This is a genomic window from Stenotrophomonas sp. Br8 (genome assembly GCF_014763005.1).
GTDB lineage: Bacteria > Pseudomonadota > Gammaproteobacteria > Xanthomonadales > Xanthomonadaceae > Stenotrophomonas > Stenotrophomonas lactitubi.
Genome location: NZ_JACGTN010000007.1, coordinates 14,972 through 28,373, shown reverse-complemented (window position 1 = coordinate 28,373; position 13,402 = coordinate 14,972). Strand labels below are relative to the sequence as shown.

The following is a 13,402-nucleotide window of genomic DNA, read 5'->3' as shown; positions in this document are numbered from 1 at the left end:
GTCTGTACGCCCCGCCAACATGCAGGCCCCTCACTTCCCGGGTTGCCCATGAAGCACTGGATGCTCCGCCTGTATGCCCCCTTGTTCCTGCTGGGTTTTGTCACTGCCGCCATCGTATGGGTCGGTCACCATCACGGTGACCCGTTGTGGCTGCTTGCCTTGCTGGCTGTCGCCATCGCAGTCTCGTTCGCTGCCGAGCGGATGTGGCCCTACGACCCGGCGTTCAACCACGACCATGGCGACCGTGTGCGTGACACGCTGCATGCGCTGGTCAATGAAAGCCTGAACCTGCTGTCGATCGCCACGGTGCCGCTGCTGGCGGCGATCGTGCCCTGGCACATCTGGCCGATGCAGTGGCCATTCGCGCTGCAGGTGCTGGTGGCGATCATCGCGGCTGACCTTGGCATCACCCTGGTCCACTACGCCAGCCATCGCATCGGCTGGTTGTGGCGGCTGCATGCGGTGCATCACAGCGTGACCCGCATGTACGGTTTCAATGGATTGATGAAACACCCGCTGCACCAGGCCGCCGAAGCAGTGGGTGGCGTATTGCCGCTGCTGTTGCTGGGAATGCCGATGCCGGTGGCCGCAGTGTTGGCGTTTGCCATTGCGATCCAGTTGCTGCTGCAGCATTCCAACGTGGACATGCGCCCGAGTGTGCTGGGCAGGGTGATGGCATGGGCGCCGCTGCATCGTTTCCACCACATCCGCTATGGCACTGCGGGCGACGTCAATTTCGGTTTGTTCCTGACCGTGTGGGACCAACTGCTGGGAACGGCGTTCGATGCGCCGGGCTATCGGCTGGGGCAGCGTGATCTGGGTATTGGCAGCCAGCCGGACTATCCGCAGGCGTATTCCGCACAACTGCTGGCGCCCTTCCGCGAGCTGCCGCATGGCGATGTGCCGGAGCTGCCGGAGGGGCTGCGCAGGCGCGGTTGACCGGTGCGTCAGGCCGCGTGCAGCTGCAGGCCCTGCAGTTGCGCGGCGCCGATGCCGAACATGCGGCGCAGGCTGCGCGAGAGGTGGGGCAGGTCGGCGAAACCGGCGGCATGCGCGCTGTCGGTCAGGCTGTGCCCGCGCAGATGATGCGCCAGTGCGCTGCGCAGCCGTTGCCACAGCACCCAGCCGCGCAGGGTCACGGCCAAGTCGGACTGGAAGCGCCGATGCAGCTGGCTGGTCGACAGATGCGCGGCCTCGGCGATATCGGCGGCCGGCACCGGGCCGGGCAGGTGCTGGGTGATGCGGGCCAGCGCCGCCTGCACGCGACGGTCCAGGGGCTGCGGTCGGCTCAGCCGTGGCAGCCATTCGTGCAGCTGCGCGGCATTGCCTGGCAACGACTGAAGGTGCTGCTGGATCTGATCGAGGTCGGCATGCGCCGGTTCGAGGAACACCGTGCAGCCGTCAGTGGGAGCCGACAGGATCGCGTGTGGCTGGAAGGAGGTCAGCCATAACCGCTGGCCCTGCTGCCGCGCGCCATCGATCTCGATCTGCCAGGGCGCGCCTTCGCTCAGCAGCAGTTGATGGGCGTAGTGCGCATGCGCAGCGCTGTCACCGGCGTGGCCCTGCAGCACGGCAACGTGTGCATCCAGCAGCAGGGTGCCATTCCAGGGTAGAGCGTTGTGGGGCATGGTCGCATTGTAGATCCACGCCATGCGTGGATGGCGGTCATGGTGCCGCATGTCTCCGGGTGCAAGGCATCCACGCATGGCGTGGATCTACTGAGGTGGGGCGCGCCACCTCAGCGCCCCTGCGGGTCCGGCCGATGGTGCACGTACTCGACGACGGTGCCATCGGGATGCACCGCATTGAACGCCGCACCGGTGGGCACTACCTGCAGCGGGAAGATGATCTCGGCGCCAGCGGCCACCAGCTTGTCGTGATACGGCCGAACGTCGTCGACCAGCAACGTGCCCGTTGTCGAAGTGAAGGGCGCCAGTGCCTCGTCGCAGCCTTCGATCAGCAGGAACGCACCGACCATCGCCAGCCGCAGGCCCGCCTCGGGAAACGGAAAGCCGGCATCGGCGACCACACCCTGCAGCTGCTCGTAGAAGGCCACGCTGCGTTCCAGCTCGCCGGGGGCGACGAATACCCGGATCAGCACGCGCGGGCTGCGCTGGCTGGAGGTGTCACAGCGGTCGCGCCAGAGATGGTCGAAGTCGCGATGTACGGTCATGGGCTCGATTCGTCGCCGGGGAGATCCATTATCGGCAGCCTCGCGCGGCCCGCTGATGACCGCCGGTGATGGGCTGATAACCATCGTGCAGGTGGCGCCTGTGACTTAGGTCCTGTTGACAGCGATGAACGCCCTCGCACACTCTTCACATGATGGGTCGCCCTGCGCGGCCCGGACAGGCAGGTTGTCACGCACGGGAGGAGGGTCCCGCGCGCAGACCGGCCCGTCCTCTGGCCTGCAAGGCGTTGCCCGGCAACGCATACGCGGCATGACGCTGCACCCTTCGGCGGCACTTTCCCTGGACCGATTGCCTTGGCAACGGAATTACGCCCGCCGATGAAAACGTTTACAAAGCCGCTCGCCCTGTCCCTGGCCCTGTCTGCCGTACTGGCCACCCCGGCCTGGGCCGACTCCGCCGCCTTCACCGTGCTGACCCTGGAGCAGGCGCCGACAGCGGACGCGATGCCGGCCCTGGCTGCCCAGTTGAAGACCCTGCAGGTGGACGCGGTCAGCGTTCGCCAGGTACAGCGCGGCATCGGCCAGGTCGACCCGCTGCAGCTGCTGGCCGATGGCCTGGGCTACCAGTACCGCTTCATCGCCGCCGGCAAGGACGATGGCCAGACCCAGCAGGGCCAGGCCGTGTTGACCAGGCTGCCGATCGCCGCCGAATCCGGCCCGGACCAGCCGGGCCTGAACTATCTGCGTCTGGATGACGGCCGCCATGCGGTGGCGGTCTATACCGACGCTGGCGCTGGAGCCACGCAGTTGCCGGCGTTGGTGTCGCGTTCGCGGCTCGGCGCGCCGGCGGTGCTGCTCGGTGCGGTGGCCGGTGAATCGGCCAAGGCCGCCGGCTTCGACCCGGCACGCGTGGCCCTGGAAGCCGATGCCAGCTATTTCAGCGATGGTTTCCAGGCTGCCAGCAGTGCGCCGTTCAAGGTGGAAGGCAGCACGCTGCGCGCGACCCTGTTGACGCTGGCTTATGCCGCCGACAAGGGCGGCGAGCAGCCGTGGATGGACACCACGCTCACCGCTGATGCGCGCGCTGCGCTGCTGCTGAAGGCGATGACCGAGGACGAGAAGTTCCAGATGCTGCACAGCTACTTCGGGCTGGGCAAGGATGGCGGCAAGCTGCCGGAAGGCGCGGTGGGTTCGGCCGGTTTCGTGCCGGGCGTGGCGCGCCTGGGCATTCCGTCGCAGCAGTCGGCCGACGCCGGCGTGGGCGTGACCAATCCGGGTGGTATCCGCCCGGGTGATTTCGCCACGGCGATGCCGTCGGGCCCGTCCACGGCGTCCACCTGGAACCGGGGTGTTGCCTTTGCCGGCGGCGCAACGATGGGCCGCGAAGCCTGGCAGCAGCGCTTCAACATCCTGCTGTCCGGCAGCGTCAACCTGCAGCGTGACCCGCGCAACGGCCGCAACTTCGAATACGCCGGTGAAGACCCGCTGCTGGCCGGTTCGATGGTCGGTGCGCTGATCCAGGGCGTGCAGAGCCAGCACGTGATCTCCTCGATGAAGCACTTCGCGCTGAACGACATGGAGACCCGCCGCAACTTCCACGACGTGCGCATCGGCGAACAGGCTATGCACGAATCGGACCTGCTGGCGTTCGAGATCGCGCTGGAAGCCGGTCGTCCGGGCGTTGCGATGTGTTCCTACAACAAGATCAATGGCACCTACGGCTGCGAGAACGGCTACCTGATGAACCAGGTGCTGAAGCAGGAGTGGAAATTCCCCGGTTTCGTGATGTCCGACTGGGGTGGTGTGCACAGCGGTTCGAAGGCGGCGCTGGCCGGGCTGGACCAGCAGTCGGCCGGTGAAGTGTTCGATGCGGCGGTGTTCTTCGATGAGCCGCTGCGTCTGGCCGTGCACGGCGGCGTAGTGCCGCAGGTGCGCCTGAACGACATGGTGGCGCGCATCCTGCGCACGATGTTCCTGCACGGCAACTTCGACAACCCGCCGCAGCACCAGAAGGTCGACGCCGAGGCCGGTTTCGCCGTGGCCCAGCGCACGGTGGAAGAAGGCAGCGTGCTGCTGCGCAATGAAGGCAGCCTGCTGCCGCTGGCCGACAGCGCCAAGCGCATCGTCATCATCGGTGGCCATGCCGACAAGGGCGTGATCGGTGGCGGTGGTTCGTCGATGGTGGGCGTCACTGCCAAGGGCACCAACGCGGTGCCGGGCGTGCTGCCGACCACCTGGCCGGGCCCGGTGATCTTCCACCCGTCTTCGCCGTTGGAATCGCTGCGTGCCGCGCGTCCGGATGCCACCATCACCTATGTGGACGGCACCAATGCTGCCGCTGCGGCCAAGGCTGCCGCACAGGCGGATGTGGCCATCGTGTTTGCTACCCAGTGGGCCGCCGAATCGGTGGACCTGCCGGACATGCAGTTGCCGGACAACCAGGATGCGCTGATTTCGGCGGTGGCCAAGGCCAACCCGAAGACCGTACTGGTGCTGGAGACCAATGGCCCGGTGCGCACGCCGTGGCTGGCGCAGGTACCGGCGGTGCTGCAGGCCTGGTACCCGGGCATCCGTGGCGGTGAAGGCATTGCCGCACTGCTGACCGGCCAGGCCAATCCGTCCGGCCGCCTGCCGGTGACCTGGGTGGTGGACGAATCGCAGCTGCCGCGCCCGCACATCGATGGCCTCGGCTTCAAGCCGGCCAAGCCGTTCGGCGATGTGTTCGATTTCGATATCGAAGGTGCAAACGTCGGCTACAAGTGGATGGCAGCCAAGGGCCTGACCCCGACCTTCGCGTTCGGCCACGGCCTGTCCTACACCTCGTTCGCCTATGAAAACCTGAAGGTGAGCGTGGAAGGCTCGCGTCTGGTCGCCAGCGTCGACATCCGCAACACCGGCAAGCGCGCGGGTGCAGATGTCGCCCAGCTGTACCTGAAGCTGCCGGCCGGCAGCACCACGCCGATCCGCCTGATCGGCTACGACAAGGTCGAGCTGCAGCCGGGCGAGCAGCGCCGCATCCGCATCGAAGCCGAGCCGAAGACCCTGGCCCATTACGATGCACAGGCCCGCCAGTGGAAGATCGAGGGCGGCACCTACCAGGCGCAGCTGTCGCGCAACGCCAGCGAGCCGCTGCAGACGGTGGACGTGCAGCTGGTGGAGCAGGTGCTGCGCTGATACGGCGGGTTGTTGATGCTTGAAGACACGGCCCCGCAAGGGGCCGTGAAAAAAGGGGACGGAGGGGATTAAGTCGTTTATGCCACAAACGACTTAATCCCCTCCGTCCCCTTTTCATGTTCCAAACCACACGCGCAGGAAATCGATCAGCTGCCGCACCTTCGGCGATGGCTGCGTGCTGTGCGGGTATACCGCGTACACGCTCTGCTGCGGAAAGCGGTGCTGGCGCAGAACGGGCCGCAGGCGGTCGTGGGCGAGATCGTCTTCGATCAGCCAGCGTGGCAGCACGGTGACGCCTGCACCGGCAAGGGCAAACGCACGCAGGCTGCTGGCCCCATCCACGCGTACCACTGCGTTGCCCGGGTTGGTGGCGAACAGGGCATCGCTGCCATCCGGTGCGACCACCGGCACATCGGCCAGGCGCGGATAGCCGAGGCGGGGCAGGGTGCTCAACTGTGCCGGATCGTCCGCCGCTTCAGCGGACCGCAGGCGGGCCAGCAATGCCGGCGCGGCGACTGCGCACAACGGATGCCGCTCCAGCTCGCTGGCATGCAGTCCCGAGTCCGGCAGGCGGCCAAGGCGGATCGCCAGGTCGAAGCGTTCGGGAATCAGGTCGGCCGGTGCGGGCGACGTCGACAGATGCAGCACCAGCGCTGGATGCTGCGTGCGGAAGGCTTCCAGTGCCGGAATCAGCCGCAGCTGCGCGTACTCCGGGGTGGTGGTCAGGCGCAGCATGCCCTGCAGCTGATGCTGGTCGCGGCGTGCGGCATCGATCGCGGCCTGCGCGGCATCCAGTGCCTGCACGCAGTGCTGCAGGAACTGTTCGCCGGCCTCGGTCAGCGCCAGGTGGCGGGTACTGCGCAAAAGCAGGGTCACCCCCAGCTCCTGCTCCAGCCGCTTCAGGTTGAAGCTGACAACGGCACGGCTCAGGCCCAGGCGCTCGGCGGCGGCAGTCAGGCTGCCGGCCTCGACCACGGCGCGGAAGATATCGAAGCGATCGAGGCTGACCATGGTGGCTTATTGTCAAAGCAGATTTGACAGTGTTGCAGCTGTCGTCGTGTTTTTCCAACAACGCCGGTCCGCCATGCTGGCGCCTTCGCTGCTGGAGCCTGCTGATGCCTTCCCCGCGCCTGCGCCATGAGTCGATCTTCCTGCTGGTGTTCGCCCTGGACCTGGTCAACATGTTCATCGCCACGGTGGCCTATCCGGCGCTGGCGGCCGAGCTGCATGCGGACGTCGGTACCCTGGCCTGGGTGGGCACCGCCTACATGCTGGGCCTGAGCGTGGTGATTCCGCTGGCACCGTGGCTGGCCGCGCGCTGCGGTGAGCGTCGCCTGCTGCTGGTTGCCTTGTTGCTGTTCGCGGTGGCCGCGGGCCTGGCCGGCGCCGCACCGTCCATTGGCTGGCTGCTGGGCTGGCGGTTGCTGCAGGGGCTGGCCGGTGGCCTGCTGATTCCGGTGGCGCAGGCGGCGGCGTACCGGCAGTGCACGCCTGAACAACGCGGTGCGCTGACCCGGCGCATCCTGCTGGTGGCGTTGCTGGTGCCGGCACTGGCACCGGCCCTTGGCGGCCTGCTGGTGCAATGGTTGTCCTGGCGCGGCGTGCTGTGGGCAAGCCTGCCGCTGGCGGTGCTGGCGATCGCCCTGGTACTGGCGTGGATGCCAGCCGATGGCCGGCGCAGCGCGCCACGCCTGCTGGGCTATGCGCTGACCACTGCGATGTCTGCGCTGGGCGCGTTGCTGCTGGCGCTGACCTGGCTGGGTGAGCCCGGCCATCGCTTTGCCGGTGCAGGGTTGTTGCTGCTGGCGACAGTGCTGGCCATCGCCCATCTGCGCCATGCGCGCCGGCAGCCGCAGCCGCTGCTGCGCTGGTCGCTGCTGTCACACAGGGGCCTGCGCATGGCGATGCTGGTGTATCTGGCAGTGCCGGGCGTGTTCATCGGCAGCCAGCTGGCCAGTACCCTGCAGTTGAACCACGCTGGTTACAGCGCCGCGCAGATCGGCGCCCTGATGCTGCCGTGGGCGCTGGCTTCGGCACTGGCGATCACCGGCAGCCGGCGACTGCTGGCGCGCTTCGGGCCGGGCACAGTGCTGCGGCTGGGCATGGTCCTGCAGGCCAGCGGTCTGCTGTTGATGGCGCTGCAATCACAGCCGTCGTTTGTGCTGGCCGCCATGCTGTTCGCATTGATGGGCGCCGGAGGCAGCCTGTGCAGCAGCACCGCGCAGACGCTGGCGTTCCATGGTGTGGACGCGGAGGCGCTGGGCGATGCCAGTGCGCTGTGGAACCTCAACCGCCAGCTCAGCTTCTGCCTGGGTACCGCGGCCATCGCCCTGCTGCTGGCCCTGGCCATGCAGTGGTGGCCGGCGCATGCCACCGGCGTGGCGCTGGGCCTGGCCGCCGTACTCACCTTGTTGCCGCTGGCGCTGCTGCGCCGGTCGCAGCTGCATTCCCTTTCCACTCCGGAGATTGCTTGATGGACATGACTGCCGAACACGAAATCCACCTTCTGCATGACAAGCTGCAGGCCTGGTTCCGCGCAGAGGTCGCGGCCGATGCGCTGGACGATCTGATGATGCACTTCTGCGCGGACTTCAGCATGGTCGGCATTGCCGGACGCAGGTTGGACCGGAGTGCAGTACAGGCGTTGTTCGCAGGCGGCCACGGTGCACGACCTGGGCTGCAGATCGCCATCGAGGCTGTGCAGGCGGTCGACGCCCCGTCGCCGCTGGCGGTGCTGCGCTACCGCGAGGGACATGCCGTAGGCGCGGGAGAAACCACGTGGAGGGAATCGCTGGCGGTGCTGCGGCAGGAAGACGGTCGCTGGCGTTGGCTGGCGCTGCATGAGGTAACGATGGCGTGATGGATCCGCCGGGCATGGCTAGGCGCTACCGTGGTTGGTCGCGAACGGGTAGCGCCGGGCCATGCCCGGCGAGCGCAGCGGCTGCAGCCCGCACATGTGCCATCAGTCCTGCCTGTAAACGCCGCAGAATGCAAAGCAGGCACGCGCTTTGCCGGGGGCTACGGGAGTAGGCTGGGGCCTTTCCTGCCGGGAGGTGATGTCCATGCGTGTGCGTGCCGTTGCTGTTGCCGTAGCCTTGAGCCTGTCCAGCACCGTGCTGGCCGCCGACACGCCGCCGATGACCCCGGACATCAGCGGAAAACCCTTCATCGCTCCCGATGTGGGCCGCGACTACGACAAGCGCGTGGTGATGGTGCCGATGCGCGATGGCACCAGGCTGTATACGGTGATCGTGGTACCCAAGGGCGCCCACAACGCGCCGATCCTGTTGACCCGCACACCGTACGACGCCGCCGGCCGCGCCAGCCGCAGTGATTCTCCGCGCATGCGCGATCTGCTGCCGCAGGGCGATGAAGTGTTCGTCGATGGCGGCTACATCCGCGTGTTCCAGGACATCCGTGGCAAGTTCGGTTCCGAGGGCGATTACGTGATGACCCGGCCGCTGCGCGGGCCGCTGAACGGTACCAAGGTCGATCATTCCACCGATGCGTGGGACACCATCGATTGGCTGGTCAAGCATGTGCCGGAAACCAATGGCAAGGTCGGCATGCTCGGCTCGTCGTATGAAGGCTTTACCGTGGTGATGGCGCTGACCGATCCACACCCGGCACTGAAGGTGGCAGCGCCGCAGAGCCCGATGGTCGATGGCTGGATGGGCGACGACTGGCTCAACTACGGCGCCTTCCGTCAGGTCAATTTCAACTACTTTGCGATGCAGACCGAGAAGCGCGGCAAGGGCACGCCGCTGCCTTCGCTGGGCTACGACGATTACAGCACTTTCCTGCGCATCGGCTCGGCCGGCGACTATGCGCACTTCACCGGCGTGGACCAGCTGACCTGGTGGAAGAAGCTGGTGCAGCACCCGGCATACGATGCGTTCTGGCAGGGCCAGGCGCTGGATGCTGTGATGGCGAAGACGCCGCTGAAGGTGCCGACCATGTGGCTGCAGGGCCTGTGGGACCAGGAAGACATGTGGGGTGCCAACCATGCCTACCAGGCGATGGAAGGGCGCGATACCGGCAACACCCACAACTACCTGGTGATGGGGCCGTGGCGGCACAGCCAGGTGAACTATGACGGCAGCCAACTCGGGGCGCTGAAATTCGATGGCGATACCGCGCTGCAGTTGCGCCGCGACGTGCTCAAGCCGTTCTTCGACCAGTACCTGGTGGACGGCGCGCCGAAGGCCGATACGCCACCGGTGCTGGTCTACAACACCGGTGAAAACCATTGGGACCGCCTGCAGGGCTGGCCGCGCAGCTGCGAGAAGGCGTGCGCGGCAAACAGCAAGCCGCTGTACCTGCGTGCCGGTGGCAAGCTGGCGTTCCAGGCGCCGGCGACGGGCGAGGGCGACTTCGAGGAATACGTGTCCGATCCGGCCAAGCCGGTGCCGTTCGTACCGCGGCCGGTGCGCTTCGGTGACCGCGACATGTGGACCACCTGGCTGGTCAAGGACCAGCGCTTTGTCGATGGCCGGCCTGACGTGCTGACCTTCATCACCGAGCCGTTGACCGCGCCGCTGCGCATCGGTGGCGCGCCGGTGGTGAACCTGCAGGCGTCCACCAGTGGCACCGACAGCGACTGGGTGGTGAAGCTGATCGACGTCTATCCCGACCAGGAGGCATCGACGCCGGAAATGGGCGGCTATGAGCTGCCGGTGTCACTGGCGATCTTCCGTGGCCGTTACCGCGAGAGCTTCAGCGATCCCAAGGCGCTGGCGGCCAACCAGGTGCTGCCGTACCGCTTCGACCTGCCCAATGCCAACCACACCTTCCAGAAGGGCCACCGGGTGATGGTGCAGGTGCAGTCCAGCCTGTTCCCGCTGTACGACCGCAACCCGCAGACCTACGTGCCCAACATCTACCTGGCCAAGCCGGGTGATTACCAGAAGGCCACGCAGCGGGTGTGGCACAGCGCCGCGCAGGCCAGCTACATCGAGCTGCCGGTGTATTGAGGCGGAGGGGGTGACGCCGGGCATGGCCCGGCGCTACCCGGGGCGGCGCACGATGTTGGTAGCGCCGGGCCATGCCCGGCGTCTGCGATGACGCGAAAGCGTGTCGACCAAGGTCGACACCTACCAGAGCTGAGCCATAGCATGTCGATCGGGGCTGCGCGATGCCGGTAGTGCCGGCCGCTGGCCGGCATCCGCGATGACGCGAAAGCGTGTCGACCAAGGTCGACACCTACCAGAGCAGATGGCTTCAGCCGACCTTCGATGGCCCGGTGCGCCAGCGGCTGGGCACCAGCCCGAAGCGCTTGCGGAATGCCGCGGCGAAGTTGCTGGGATGCCGATAGCCGGTTTCTGCAGCGGCCCGCTCCACGCTCCAGCCGGATTCGCGAAGGCCCTGCTCGGCATGACGCATACGCTGTTCGTGCAGGTAGTCGAATACCGAGCAGCCATATTCCTGGACGAAGTGCCGGCGCAGCGCGCTGGGGCTCATGCAGGCCAACTGGGCCAGCTCGACCAGGCTGTGCGCATGGCTGGGGTCATCGTGCAGGAAGGCCCGCACACGCTCGAGCCGGCTGCGCTGGCCGCTGCGCAGCATGCGTGCGCCTTCAACGTGCAGATCATCGGCCTGCAGGCCCACCGTCAGCAGCTGCAGCGCCACGCCTTCGCGCCAGAGTGCATCCAGATCGTCCTGCCAAGGGCTGTCGAACAACTGCGCGAGGGTCGGCAGCATCGCGTGCGGGATGGCCCAATGGCGGCATTCCAGCGACGCGCGCAACGCCTGTTGCAGCTGCGGTTGCTGGAACACGTCCGGATCCAGGTCGGCGGGCACCAACAGGCTGATGCCACGCAGGCGCGTATTGCTCGGATGGACGCCGACCATCGCCACATGGTCGCGGTGGCTGGTGGTCACTGCGGTGCCTGCGCGCAGGCTGAAATCACTGCGGTTGGGAACCTGCACGTCGACCTGGCCCTGCAGCATCACGCGGATGACCAGGCCGGGCCTTTCGTGCGCTGTGGCGGTATAGGCGATGCGGTTGTGCACATCCGATGCGAGCAGGCTCATGCCCCCGCGCAGGGTCTGTTCGTGCAGGTCGCCGTGCCCGGCCCACTGTTCTTCGCGCAGGTGGCTTGGCTCGGCACGGTAGTCATAGCCGTGTCGCTGGCCAAAACGGCGGTAATCGGCAAACGTGAAATATCGGGACATCGCTCGGCGCTCAACAATAAAAGACGGGTGCCGGCGACGATGTGCCCGCACGTTCCATCGTGCACCTGCAGCGCGGATCGGTCCTGCGCTTTCAGAGGTAGAAATAGATCCCCGTCATTTTCTCCAATGCCAGCCCGAATGCGATATCCAGCGGGTCAATCGATTGGCATTTACGGCCAAGTTGAAGGTCGCGCAGCAATGCGCGTGCGTACTGCAACTGCTCGGTGCGGGTGATCGATTCGTCTTCGTAGCGGTCAAAGAGCAGACCGAAACGGGTATTGAGGGTGGTGAAGAACCCGCTGTCGAACAGAAGATCGACCGTGGAATCGCTGAGCATCACCTCGTACAGGTCGCCGGGCAGGCAGGAATCAGTGTCCAGCCGCCGTTCGGCATCGGCAGTAAGCGGAACGCAGGCTGTACGCATGGGAGTTTCTTTGCCGGGCATGCGCGCAAGTATCCCCCATGCAGCGCTTTCGTCACGAAGAAGAGCGTAGTGTCGGTGAGGTCGGACGTTTGTGTCCGCATCGATTCCCAACACATGGAGACCACAGATGATTGATTACCAGCTCAACGGAAAAACCGCGATCGTGACCGGCGGTGTTTCCGGTATCGGCCTGGCGGTAGCGGAAACGCTCGCTGCATCCGGTGCGCGTATTTCGGTCTGGGACCTGAAGCAGGAAGCGGTGGATGCAACAGTAGCCGTGCTGCGCAGCCAGGGCGCTGAGGCCATCGGAATCGCGCTGGATGTGACCGACGAAGCGGCGGTGGAAGCGGCGGTGCAGCGCACGGTGAAGGAACTGGGCGGCGTGCACATCGCGGTGAACAATGCGGGCATCGGCGGGCCAGCGGCAAGCAGTGGCGACTACCCGATCGATGGCTGGAAACGCGTGGTGGATGTGAACCTGACCAGCGTGTTCCTGTGCCAGCGGGCGCAGATCCAGGCGATGCGTGCGGTGGGCAGCGGCGGCAGCATCATCAACATGGCCTCCATCCTGGGCCAGGTGGGTTATGCCGGCTCGACCGCCTATGCGGCGGCCAAGCACGGCGTGGTCGGCCTGACCCAGACGGCTGCATGGGAGCACGCCGCCGATGGCATCCGCATCAATGCGGTGGGCCCGGGCTTCATCAACACGCCATTGCTTGAAAAGATGGACGCCAAGGTGCGTGCAACGCTGGAAGGGCGGCATGCGCTCAAGCGCTTGGGAACGCCGCAGGAAGTGGCCGCGCTGGTGGCCTGGCTGGCCAGCGACGATGCCTCGTTCGCGACGGGTGCCTACTACGCCATCGATGGTGGCTATCTGGCGCAGTAACCGTGTGCAACAGGGGTACGCATGGCGGTCATCACCAGATCCATGCCATGCGTGGATGAATCCGTGCGGTGAAGAGGGCGTGCCATCGCCTTCACCCCCATCCCACGGCCGCCGCGCAACGCTCCGGGAAACTACCGGAGCCCCCCCTATGGAACTCACCCAGGACATGTCCATTCTGCTGCGCGTGGCCGCCGCCATGGTCTTTGGCGGCGTGCTGGGCGTCGAGCGCGAGATGGGCAAGCACGCTGCCGGCCTGCGCACGCACATGCTGATTGCCGGTGCCGCTGCGCTGATCGTCGGCCTCGGTGACTCGGTGGCCGAACACTTCCAGCAGGAGCGCTACCGCGATCTGCTGCAGGTCGACCCGGTGCGCTTGATCGAAGCGGTGGTGGCCTGCGTCGGTTTCGTCGCCGCCGGCACCATCCTGCGTGGAAACCGCGAGGACCAGGTCAGCGGGCTCACCACGGCCAGCTCTTTGATCATGGCGGCGGCCATCGGTATTGCCGTGGGCATCGGCAAGTACGTGATCGCACTCGGCGTCAGCGTGCTGTGCGTGCTGGTGCTCGCACTGATCCGACGGGTTGAGAAGAAGCTGTAAGCCGGTAAATGGTAA

12 protein-coding genes are annotated in these 13,402 nt (G+C 66.4%); 7 read left to right on the top strand and 5 right to left on the bottom strand.

Going from position 1 to position 13,402, the window contains the following annotated elements:
• Nucleotides 1-60: 60 nt before the first annotated feature.
• Nucleotides 61-939, top strand: coding sequence for a sterol desaturase family protein (locus tag H3005_RS06640; protein ID WP_223880105.1), 879 nt, complete (start codon nt 61-63; stop codon nt 937-939).
• A gap of 8 nt (nt 940-947) precedes the next feature.
• Here H3005_RS06640 and H3005_RS06635 read toward each other — a convergent pair whose 3' ends face one another.
• Both H3005_RS06635 and H3005_RS06630 read right to left on the bottom strand, forming a co-directional pair.
• A complete protein-coding gene (locus H3005_RS06635) occupies nt 948-1,652 on the bottom strand; it encodes an AraC family transcriptional regulator (RefSeq protein WP_100552796.1) in 705 nt (234 codons plus the stop codon).
• Nucleotides 1,653-1,738: 86 nt separating this feature from the next.
• Complete coding sequence (locus H3005_RS06630; protein ID WP_100552795.1) at nt 1,739-2,173, bottom strand: glyoxalase; 435 nt, start codon at nt 2,171-2,173, stop codon at nt 1,739-1,741.
• Nucleotides 2,174-2,509: 336 nt separating this feature from the next.
• On the opposite strand from H3005_RS06630, the gene H3005_RS06625 reads away from it, so the two are divergent.
• Entirely contained in the window at nt 2,510-5,305 is a 2,796-nt protein-coding gene (locus H3005_RS06625) for a glycoside hydrolase family 3 C-terminal domain-containing protein (protein ID WP_191077822.1), read from the top strand.
• A 114-nt stretch (nt 5,306-5,419) separates the two neighbouring features.
• Here the strand turns inward: H3005_RS06625 and H3005_RS06620 are convergent, their stop codons facing one another.
• A complete protein-coding gene (locus H3005_RS06620) occupies nt 5,420-6,316 on the bottom strand; it encodes a LysR family transcriptional regulator (protein ID WP_191077821.1) in 897 nt (298 codons plus the stop codon).
• A gap of 104 nt (nt 6,317-6,420) precedes the next feature.
• Between H3005_RS06620 and H3005_RS06615 the strand changes: the two genes are divergently transcribed.
• The 3 genes from H3005_RS06615 (at nt 6,421) to H3005_RS06605 (ending at nt 10,278) form a co-directional block, all read left to right on the top strand.
• Nucleotides 6,421-7,779: an MFS transporter gene (locus H3005_RS06615; RefSeq protein ID WP_191077820.1), complete on the top strand. Its 1,359-nt coding sequence runs from the start codon at nt 6,421-6,423 to the stop codon at nt 7,777-7,779.
• Nucleotides 7,779-8,165 carry a DUF4440 domain-containing protein gene (locus H3005_RS06610; protein WP_191077819.1) on the top strand — a complete coding sequence of 129 codons (387 nt, stop codon included), beginning with the start codon at nt 7,779-7,781 and terminating at the stop codon, nt 8,163-8,165. Before H3005_RS06615 ends, H3005_RS06610 begins: the two co-directional genes overlap by 1 nt.
• 202 nt (nt 8,166-8,367) lie before the next feature.
• On the top strand, nt 8,368-10,278 hold the full coding sequence (locus tag H3005_RS06605) for a CocE/NonD family hydrolase (RefSeq protein WP_191077818.1): 1,911 nt from the start codon (nt 8,368-8,370) through the stop codon (nt 10,276-10,278).
• A 247-nt stretch (nt 10,279-10,525) separates the two neighbouring features.
• On the opposite strand, the gene H3005_RS06600 is transcribed toward H3005_RS06605, so the two are convergent.
• On the bottom strand, nt 10,526-11,479 hold the full coding sequence (locus H3005_RS06600; protein ID WP_100552789.1) for an AraC family transcriptional regulator: 954 nt from the start codon (nt 11,477-11,479) through the stop codon (nt 10,526-10,528).
• Nucleotides 11,480-11,570: 91 nt separating this feature from the next.
• On the bottom strand, nt 11,571-11,903 hold the full coding sequence (locus H3005_RS06595; RefSeq protein ID WP_100552788.1) for a hypothetical protein: 333 nt from the start codon (nt 11,901-11,903) through the stop codon (nt 11,571-11,573).
• Between the two features lie 127 nt (nt 11,904-12,030).
• Between H3005_RS06595 and H3005_RS06590 the strand changes: the two genes are divergently transcribed.
• Nucleotides 12,031-12,789 carry an SDR family NAD(P)-dependent oxidoreductase gene (locus tag H3005_RS06590; protein ID WP_100552787.1) on the top strand — a complete coding sequence of 253 codons (759 nt, stop codon included), beginning with the start codon at nt 12,031-12,033 and terminating at the stop codon, nt 12,787-12,789.
• Nucleotides 12,790-12,937: 148 nt separating this feature from the next.
• The gene (locus H3005_RS06585) at nt 12,938-13,387 is read left to right on the top strand and encodes an MgtC/SapB family protein (RefSeq protein ID WP_100460309.1); all 450 of its coding nucleotides are present in this window, start codon (nt 12,938-12,940) and stop codon (nt 13,385-13,387) included.
• Nucleotides 13,388-13,402: the final 15 nt, after the last annotated feature.

Bases quoted from the DNA above. Each gene is read 5' to 3' on its own strand.
- H3005_RS06640 (WP_223880105.1), top strand. From the start codon at position 61: ATGCTCCGCCTGTATGCCCCCTTGTTCCTGCTGGGTTTTGTCACTGCC.
- H3005_RS06635 (WP_100552796.1), bottom strand. From the start codon at position 1,652: ATGGCGTGGATCTACAATGCGACCATGCCCCACAACGCTCTACCCTGG.
- H3005_RS06630 (WP_100552795.1), bottom strand. From the start codon at position 2,173: ATGACCGTACATCGCGACTTCGACCATCTCTGGCGCGACCGCTGTGAC.
- H3005_RS06625 (WP_191077822.1), top strand. From the start codon at position 2,510: ATGAAAACGTTTACAAAGCCGCTCGCCCTGTCCCTGGCCCTGTCTGCC.
- H3005_RS06620 (WP_191077821.1), bottom strand. From the start codon at position 6,316: ATGGTCAGCCTCGATCGCTTCGATATCTTCCGCGCCGTGGTCGAGGCC.
- H3005_RS06615 (WP_191077820.1), top strand. From the start codon at position 6,421: ATGCCTTCCCCGCGCCTGCGCCATGAGTCGATCTTCCTGCTGGTGTTC.
- H3005_RS06610 (WP_191077819.1), top strand. From the start codon at position 7,779: ATGGACATGACTGCCGAACACGAAATCCACCTTCTGCATGACAAGCTG.
- H3005_RS06605 (WP_191077818.1), top strand. From the start codon at position 8,368: ATGCGTGTGCGTGCCGTTGCTGTTGCCGTAGCCTTGAGCCTGTCCAGC.
- H3005_RS06600 (WP_100552789.1), bottom strand. From the start codon at position 11,479: ATGTCCCGATATTTCACGTTTGCCGATTACCGCCGTTTTGGCCAGCGA.
- H3005_RS06595 (WP_100552788.1), bottom strand. From the start codon at position 11,903: ATGCGTACAGCCTGCGTTCCGCTTACTGCCGATGCCGAACGGCGGCTG.
- H3005_RS06590 (WP_100552787.1), top strand. From the start codon at position 12,031: ATGATTGATTACCAGCTCAACGGAAAAACCGCGATCGTGACCGGCGGT.
- H3005_RS06585 (WP_100460309.1), top strand. From the start codon at position 12,938: ATGGAACTCACCCAGGACATGTCCATTCTGCTGCGCGTGGCCGCCGCC.